This window comes from Sporosarcina gallistercoris (assembly GCF_014836415.1).
Classification (GTDB): domain Bacteria; phylum Bacillota; class Bacilli; order Bacillales_A; family Planococcaceae; genus Sporosarcina; species Sporosarcina gallistercoris.
Map to the genome: position 1 here is coordinate 88,964 of NZ_JACSQY010000011.1, position 7,786 is coordinate 96,749.

A 7,786-nucleotide genomic window follows, 5' to 3' on the forward strand; every position below is an offset into this window, starting at 1 on the left:
GTCGGAGAAAGCGTCGGGAGTGACAGACAAAGCTGACTATGTGATCGAGAACCCTCTCGAAGTGAAAGACAACCGACCGAATGTGTCGGGCAAAAATAAGACCGAAATGTCCTGATTTGATTGAACACTCAAAAATATCACTTCCACATCACTAAAAACCATTGCCCCAACCAAACCCTCTATGCTATCCTAGAAATGTGTAATCGGTTACACATGGAAAAGAAATTCCTGTCTACTACTATTTGAAAACAGGTGATGAATTGAAGAAACGTATTGTCGTTGTCGGCAGTTTAAATATGGATATTATTATTTCTACAAATCGGTTGCCGCAAATCGGAGAAACAATTTTGGGCAATGAAGTCAATTACCTTCCCGGCGGAAAAGGTGCCAATCAAGCCGTCAGTATCGCACGTCTAGGCGGTGATGTCACGATGATCGGGGCAGTTGGCCAAGACGAATTCGGGAAAAGCTTACTGGAACAAATGGAGAATAACGAAGTGAATACCGCGTTCATCGACCAAGTCGAAGATATTAAAACAGGAATCGCAGACATTTTTCACGTCAATCACGACAACTGCATCGTCGTCGTTCCTGGCGCTAACTTCACACTCACTCCAGAAAAAATCACTCCTGAAATGGAGCAGCTCATCGCTTCGGCAGATGTGTTGTTAACTCAACTTGAAATACCTTTAGATACGGTTCAAAAAGTTTTAGAAATCGCTAGCAAACACAATGTCAAATCAATCCTGAACCCAGCACCTGCGCAGACGCTGCCTGCAGAAATGCTGCAGCTCGTCGACTATTTGACGCCGAACGAAACGGAATTTGCGTTACTGGCGGAACATCCTTTCAATACGGACGAAGAGCTCAAGGACCTTATGAAAAAGTGGCAAGCTGCATATGACCAGACACTGATCGTCACATTGGGTGACCAAGGCAGTGCATATTTGCAGAACGGCCAACTCGTCATTACGCCCACTGAAAAAGTTGAAGTCATCGACACGACAGGTGCGGGTGATTCGTTCAACGGAGCGCTTGCCATCAGTGTTGCAGAAGAAAAAACGCTGCCTGAAATGATCGCATTCGCAACGAAAGTCGCTGCACGTGCCGTAACAAAATTCGGCGCGCAAGACGGTATGCCGTACGCAGCCGATTTGGATTAATTCACACGAAAAGGAGATGAACCGATGGAAACGATTTCTGTCCAATGGATCGAAGAACGCCTCGATGGGTATCTCCGAGACACTTATAAACACCTGCACATGCACCCGGAATTGAGTAAGGAAGAAACGAATACTCAAGGGTTCATCCAACAAGAATTGGATCGTATCGGCATCACCCACAGAGCAATGGCGAAAACGGGTGTGTGCGCAGAAATTACTGGAGCGAAATCTGGAAAAACCATCTTAATGCGTTGTGACATTGACGCGTTACCGATCGAAGAAGACACTGGACTTGACTATAGCTCAAAAAATGAAGGCGTCATGCATGCGTGTGGACATGATGCGCACACGACAATCGGCCTTGCTATTTTAACCATCCTGAAAGAGCGTCGCGATGAGTGGAACGGAACTGTTAAAATCATGTTCCAACCAACAGAGGAAGCACAGCCGGGCGGGGCAAAGCCGATGATCGAAGAGGGTATCCTTGAGAATCCTAAAGTGGACGCTGCCATTTGCCTCCATACAAACCCGTTTCTCGCACCAGGCGTTTTTGAAATGAAACCCGGCTATATGCTGGCAAATACGGATCGCGTGTACATTACACTGATCGGTAAAGGGGGACATGCTGCAGCACCTCAGCAAGGGATAGACGCAATTGCAATGGCAGGCCAATTTGTTTCAGGCGTCCAAAATATCGTTTCCCGTCAAACGTCGCCACTCGATAATGGCGTCATCACGTTCGGAACGATTAACGGAGGCACGACCTCGAATGTACTTTGCGGACGTGTGGAAATTTCAGGTACGGTTCGTACCATCAAGACGGAAACCCAAGACAGAATCGCATCACAACTTGAAGTGCTGCTCCGTTCGGTTACTGATTTCTGGGGTGGATCGTACGAGTACACTTACAGTAAAGGTTATCCAGCGAGTTGGAATGATCCTGAACTGACTGCAGTCTTGACGCAATCGGTCACTTCGACATTCGGAAAAGAAGCGGTCGTTGTCAATGAACACCCGTATATGAGCGGCGACGATTTTTCGATGGTGGCAAGTGAAGTCCCGTCCGTCTTCATGTACTGGGGGACGGGTTCATCCGAAAAAGAGAATTTTCCGTGGCATAACGCGAAGTATCATGTGAACTTGGATGCGCTGAAATATGGCGTTGCGACAGGCTTACATTGCATTACCGAACTGCTAGAATGTGAAAAGGTGGGGAAAGTATGAAAAAAGTGATCATTGACGTAGATACTGGAATTGACGATGCAATCGGGATTTTACTCGCAGAAAAGAGCGGGGAAGCGGACATCCTCGGCATTACGACGGTGAACGGGAACACGTCTTTAGAGCAAGCGACCATCAATACCCGTAAAGTGACGACGCTGCTTGGCCGTGACGATTTGAAAGTGGTCCAAGGTGCGACTCGTCCATTATTGCGCGAACCGTTTTTCGAAGTAAGTGTCCATGGGAACGATGGAATCGGGGGAGCCTTGACTGAGATGGAAGTGGAAATTCGGGACGAGGGATTTGCACCGGACTTCATCATCGAACAGGCGAAGAAACATCCAGGTGAGATCACGGTGATTTTGCTTGCGCCCCTGACGAATATGGCACTTGCACTACGTAAAGAGCCGCGTCTTAAGGAATGGCTGAAAGAGCTTGTCATCATGGGCGGAGCTGTCGACCATCCAGGGAATATTACGCCTGCCGCTGAATATAACATGTACATCGATCCGGAAGCGGCAAAAATTGTATTCCATTCGGGGCTTCCGATCACGTTGGTCGGACTTGACGTGACGTCAAATACGTTACTCACGAAAAAAGATGTGGAAGCGATCCAACCGGGACCTGCACGCGACTTCGTTGAGGAATCGACAGTTCATTACATGAATCATTACCTTCAGAGAAATGGTAAAGAAGCATGTGCGATGCATGATCCGTTAGCGGTGGGTGTTGCACTTGATCGGTCTCTTGTGAAAACGGAGAAGTACTTCGTGGATGTGGAAACGAAGAGTGAGTTATGTGACGGACAAACGGTTTGTGACTTCAAAAACTATTACAAGCGCGAACCGAATGTGGACGTCTGCTTGGAAGTGGATGGTGCTAGATTCATCCAGAAGCTTGTCGATACATTAGGGAAGTAAGTATGTGCAGAGAGTCTGACAGCGGTTTGTCAGGCTCTTTTCATTCAATTTACCGTCAGGAAAGAAGGAACGCAACATGCCGCCTTTATCGAAAACGACCTTTTCACTCGCTGGTATCCAGTGGCTTTTTTTCATGGTCGTCAATACGATCGTTGTCCCCCTTTCCATTGGACTGGCTTTCGGTCTTTCCGATGCTGAAACGGCTGGACTGATCAGAACGTCTTTCATCACAATAGGAGCAGTGAGCTTGCTGCAGGCTGTCATAGGTCATCGCTATCCTTTACTCGAAGGTCACGGTGGGATTTGGTGGGGACTCGTCCTTGGCCTGTGTGCATCGGCACCTGCGATGGGGCTCAGTTACCCGGAACTCGGTGGAAGTTTGGCGGTCGGTATGCTTCTTGCAGGAGTGGTGACAATTGTTTTTGGAGCATTGGGATTTACGGAACTGCTACAGAAGATTTTCAACCCGATCGTCCTAGTGATCTACTTATTCTTACTCTCCGTTCAGCTGATCCTGTACTTTTTCAAAGGGATGATGGGAATTAGCGAGGGCGGTGCCATCAATCTGCCAGTCGCGGTTGTGTCCGTGGCAATCGTCATTGCCGTGCTCGTCATGTCACTTAAGGGCAAGGGGAGCATTGCGAATTTCTCGATACTGATCGGCATGATCGGAGGATGGATTGGTTACGTATCCTTATTTGGAGCCGAAACCCCGCCGACGAGTGGCGGAACCGTCTTCAATTTACTTCCTCTCGGGGAGTTGAAGCTGCATGTAGGGATTGTCATCACTGCATTCATTGCGGGGCTCATCAATATGGCGAATTCTCTCGTTGCAATTTCCACTGTGGAAACGTTATTCAATGAACGCACAAAACTCGTGCGTTACCAGGCATCCTACTATGTGACGGGTGCGGGAACAATTGTTGCAGGATTATTCGGCATGATCCCCTTTGGACCTTATTCTTCATCGATCGGGTTCTTGCAAAGTACAAAAATTTTGCAGAAGGGGCCATTCATCCTTGGCAGTATGTTGTTCATTGTACTGGGTCTTGTACCTGCACTAGGCGGGTTTTTCGCAACAATGCCAGCAACTGTAGGGGATTCGGTCCTGTTTGTCGCGTATTTGCAGCTGTTCAGCACAGCAATCCGTAATATCCGGAAGTTACCGCTTGATAACATACCGCTGCATCGACTGACGATTCCCATGCTGATCGGCCTCAGTATTTTAAATGTGCCACCTGAAACGTTCAACGCTTTTCCTGTAATCATCCAACCACTCATCAGTAATGGCTTACTTGTCGGTGTGTTGCTGTCCGTCATACTGGAATTGACTTCGAAAAACAAACTAAAGGAGCTTGCCCGTTAAGGGTGAGCTCCTTTAGTTTTTCCTGGTTGATTGTTTCTTGATCAGGGTCACCGGAAAGACCTGATCGGTAACGATATCCGACTCTTCCCGGATTAACCCGACCAGCGAATCCATTGCCGTTTTGCCAAGTTCGGATATCGGCTGCGCGATTGTAGAAAGTTCAGGGTTCATCATTTCCAGACCGATTCCGTCAAATCCTACAACTTTCACATCACTCGGGATACTTCTGCCGGTTTCTTGCAATGCTTTCATGGCACCCGCAGCCATTAAGTCGTTGCTCGCAAATACACCATCCAAATCCGGATGAAGTGCAAGCAGCTCTTTCATGGCTGAATATCCGCCTTTTACAGTGAAATCGCTATAACCTATCAAACTCGGCGTAAACCAATCCGTTCCTCGGCTGGCGTCCTCAAAACCTGCTGTCCGTTCACGTGATGAAGTGATGGTCAGCGGACCACATATATGAGCGATTTTCGAGCATCCCTGTGCGAGTAGATGTTGGACTGCCAATTCACCGCCCCGTCGGTTTTCAACGGTCAATGAAACGACAGAGTCACTGGAGAATACGTTATCCATGAGGACAACTGGGATCGATTGCTTCTGCAAACCAGTTAAATGTTCAGGTTTGATCGTATACGAAGAGATGATGATTCCGTCAACTTGTTTCTGAAGAAGCGTATCAATATACTTTCGTTCTTTCACGGAGTCGTTATCGGTGTTGCACAACATGACCGTGTAGCCATATCCATTCGCCGCATCTTCGATGGAGCGGGCAAGCTCGGGGAAAAAAGGATTCAAGATATCCGGCACCATCAGTCCGATTGTCGCGGATTTCATCCCAGCAAGACTTCTAGCGATATTATTCGGTCGATAGTTGAGCTTTTCAATGACTTCAGCAATGGTCTCCGCAGCTTCTTTACTAACGTACCCATTCTTGTTCAAATAGCGGGAAACAGTTGCTACTGAAACGCCTGCTAACTTACTGACATCTTTGATAGTAGCCATCGGTTTCACCTCATCTGTGTGATCGTTTACACAAATATACCAATAATTGAAAAGTGTTGCAAGAAGCGCTTAAATAGTATGTCACAATTTGTTATTGACGCTCATAATCAACCTGTGGTAAATTATATGGAACCGATTACACATGCACCATAATACATTTACTAGAGGAGAACCTAATGAATATCCTAACTGGCTTACTCGGATGCCTCATCATCCTTTTCGTTGCATTTTTGCTTTCTGACAACAAGCGCAAAATCAATTACCGTGTCGTCGTAATTGGAGTTGCTATGCAAATCTTCTTTGGCTTCCTCGTTCTGAAATCTTCAGTTGGACGGGCGGTTATTGAAAAATTTTCTGGCGGGATCCAAAATGTAATCCATTATGGAAATGAAGGACTCGCTTTCGTATTCGGCAGTCTGGCAGATTCATCCGCCCCAACAGGATTCATTTTCGGAATTCGGGTTGCAGCGATGGCGATTTTCGTCACTGCGCTCATCTCTCTTCTTTACCACTTTGGCATCATGCAGTTCTTCGTCCGAATCGTCGGTGGAGGATTGGCAAAGATTCTAGGTACAAGCAAGCCGGAATCCCTCACGGCAGCTTCTAATATTTTCTTGGGGCTTCAGGAAGCACCGGTAATTATCAAGCCGTACATCAAAACATTGACACGTTCAGAATTGTTCGCGGTTATGGTGGGGGGACTCGCTTCGGTTGCCGGTGGAACGATGCTCGCATACGCAGCTCTCGGAATCCCGATCAACTACTTGTTGTCCGCAAGTTTCATGGCAGCTCCTGCAGGTCTAGTGTTCGCAAAGATTTTAATTCCTGAAACGGAAGTGCCTTTGAACGTTGTAGACGAAGAGCCGAAAGAGTTGATCGGCGAAGGCGGCGTGAAGCCAGGCGCGATCGATGCGGTTACAAAAGGTGCAGCAGAAGGACTGAAAATGGCAGGACTGATTGTCGCGATGCTCATCGCGTTCATTTCACTTCTTGCGATGGCTAACGGAATCCTTGGCGGTATCGGTGGCTGGTTCGGACATCCGGACATTTCGCTTCAGCAGATTTTCGGTTACATCTTCTCACCACTTGCGTTCGCAATGGGTGTTCCTTGGTCGGAAGCGATGACGGCAGGTAACTTGCTCGGTCAAAAAGTGATTTTGAACGAGATGGTGGCGTTCACATCATTCGAGCCGTTAATGGCCTCTCTTTCGGATAAAACCGTCGCAATCCTCACATTCTCCCTATGTGGATTCGCCAACATCGGATCTCTCGGAATCCTGATTGCCAGCATGACAGCATTCGCGGAAAACCAACGTGCAGTAGTTGCGAAACTCGGCTTCAAAGCCGTAATCGCAGGGACGCTCGCTAACCTCATGAGCGGTACAATCGCCGGTATGTTTATGTAAATGAAATGTAAAAAAGCACTCGCAGCCGCGAGTGCTTTTTTGTATGGAATTGTGTGGAGTTATCGAGAAACTTGGCTAGGTGTCGGAGAAATTATCGGGAATGATAGAGAAAGCTGCTTAGGTGTTCGAGAGTTCTCACCAGATGATGGACAAACGCTAGGAAGTGTCGAGGAACACGGAATCGGCTTGAGCCGAGTGACTAGCCCGCTCTCAACAAGCGAAGTGCTGCCAATTAATCCCTTAACATTGTTGATTTGGGTTCCGTTATCGACAAATTCCGCTAGATGTCGGAGAAATGCGAAGAGCTGATTGGTAAAGGGCACTAGGTGATCGAGAACTCTCACCAGGTGATGGACAAACGGTGGGATGTGTGGGTGAACGCGGAAACCGCGGAAACCGTTTGATCCCGTGAGATTGCCTGTTCTCAACAAGCGAAGCGCTACCAATTAGTCCCTTAAAGCAGTTGAATTGTGTCCCGTTATCGTCAAACTCGGCTATGTGTCGGAGAAATGGAAAGAGTTGATTGGTAAAGGGCACTAGGTGATTGAGAACTCTCACCAGGTGACAGGCAACCGGTGAGATGTGTCGGGGAACGTGGAAACCGTTTGATCCAGTGAGATAGCCCTCCCTCAACAAGCGAAGCGCTACCAATTAGTCCCTTAAAGCAGTTGAATTGTGTCCCGTTATCGTCAAACTCGGCTATGT

7 protein-coding genes are annotated in these 7,786 nt (G+C 47.7%); 6 read left to right on the top strand and 1 reads right to left on the bottom strand.

What is annotated here, in order from left to right:
* Positions 1-260: 260 nt before the first annotated feature.
* The 4 genes from rbsK to H9659_RS13240 all read left to right on the top strand — a co-directional run bounded on the left by rbsK (position 261) and on the right by H9659_RS13240 (position 4,670).
* Positions 261-1,163 carry a ribokinase gene (gene rbsK, locus H9659_RS13225; protein WP_191691364.1) on the top strand — a complete coding sequence of 301 codons (903 nt, stop codon included), beginning with the start codon at positions 261-263 and terminating at the stop codon, positions 1,161-1,163.
* A gap of 24 nt (positions 1,164-1,187) precedes the next feature.
* A complete protein-coding gene (locus tag H9659_RS13230; RefSeq protein ID WP_191691366.1) occupies positions 1,188-2,387 on the top strand; it encodes a M20 metallopeptidase family protein in 1,200 nt (399 codons plus the stop codon).
* Positions 2,384-3,304, top strand: coding sequence for a nucleoside hydrolase (locus H9659_RS13235; RefSeq protein WP_191691368.1), 921 nt, complete (start codon positions 2,384-2,386; stop codon positions 3,302-3,304). The genes H9659_RS13230 and H9659_RS13235 overlap by 4 nt, the downstream gene beginning before the upstream one ends.
* A gap of 76 nt (positions 3,305-3,380) precedes the next feature.
* Entirely contained in the window at positions 3,381-4,670 is a 1,290-nt protein-coding gene (locus H9659_RS13240) for a uracil/xanthine transporter (protein WP_191691370.1), read from the top strand.
* 12 nt (positions 4,671-4,682) lie between these two features.
* Here the strand turns inward: H9659_RS13240 and H9659_RS13245 are convergent, their stop codons facing one another.
* Complete coding sequence (locus tag H9659_RS13245) at positions 4,683-5,675, bottom strand: LacI family DNA-binding transcriptional regulator (protein ID WP_191691372.1); 993 nt, start codon at positions 5,673-5,675, stop codon at positions 4,683-4,685.
* A 176-nt stretch (positions 5,676-5,851) separates the two neighbouring features.
* On the opposite strand from H9659_RS13245, the gene H9659_RS13250 reads away from it, so the two are divergent.
* Positions 5,852-7,081, top strand: coding sequence for a NupC/NupG family nucleoside CNT transporter (locus tag H9659_RS13250; RefSeq protein WP_191691374.1), 1,230 nt, complete (start codon positions 5,852-5,854; stop codon positions 7,079-7,081).
* A complete protein-coding gene (locus tag H9659_RS13255) occupies positions 7,082-7,390 on the top strand; it encodes a hypothetical protein (protein ID WP_191691376.1) in 309 nt (102 codons plus the stop codon).
* Positions 7,391-7,786 lie beyond the last annotated feature (396 nt).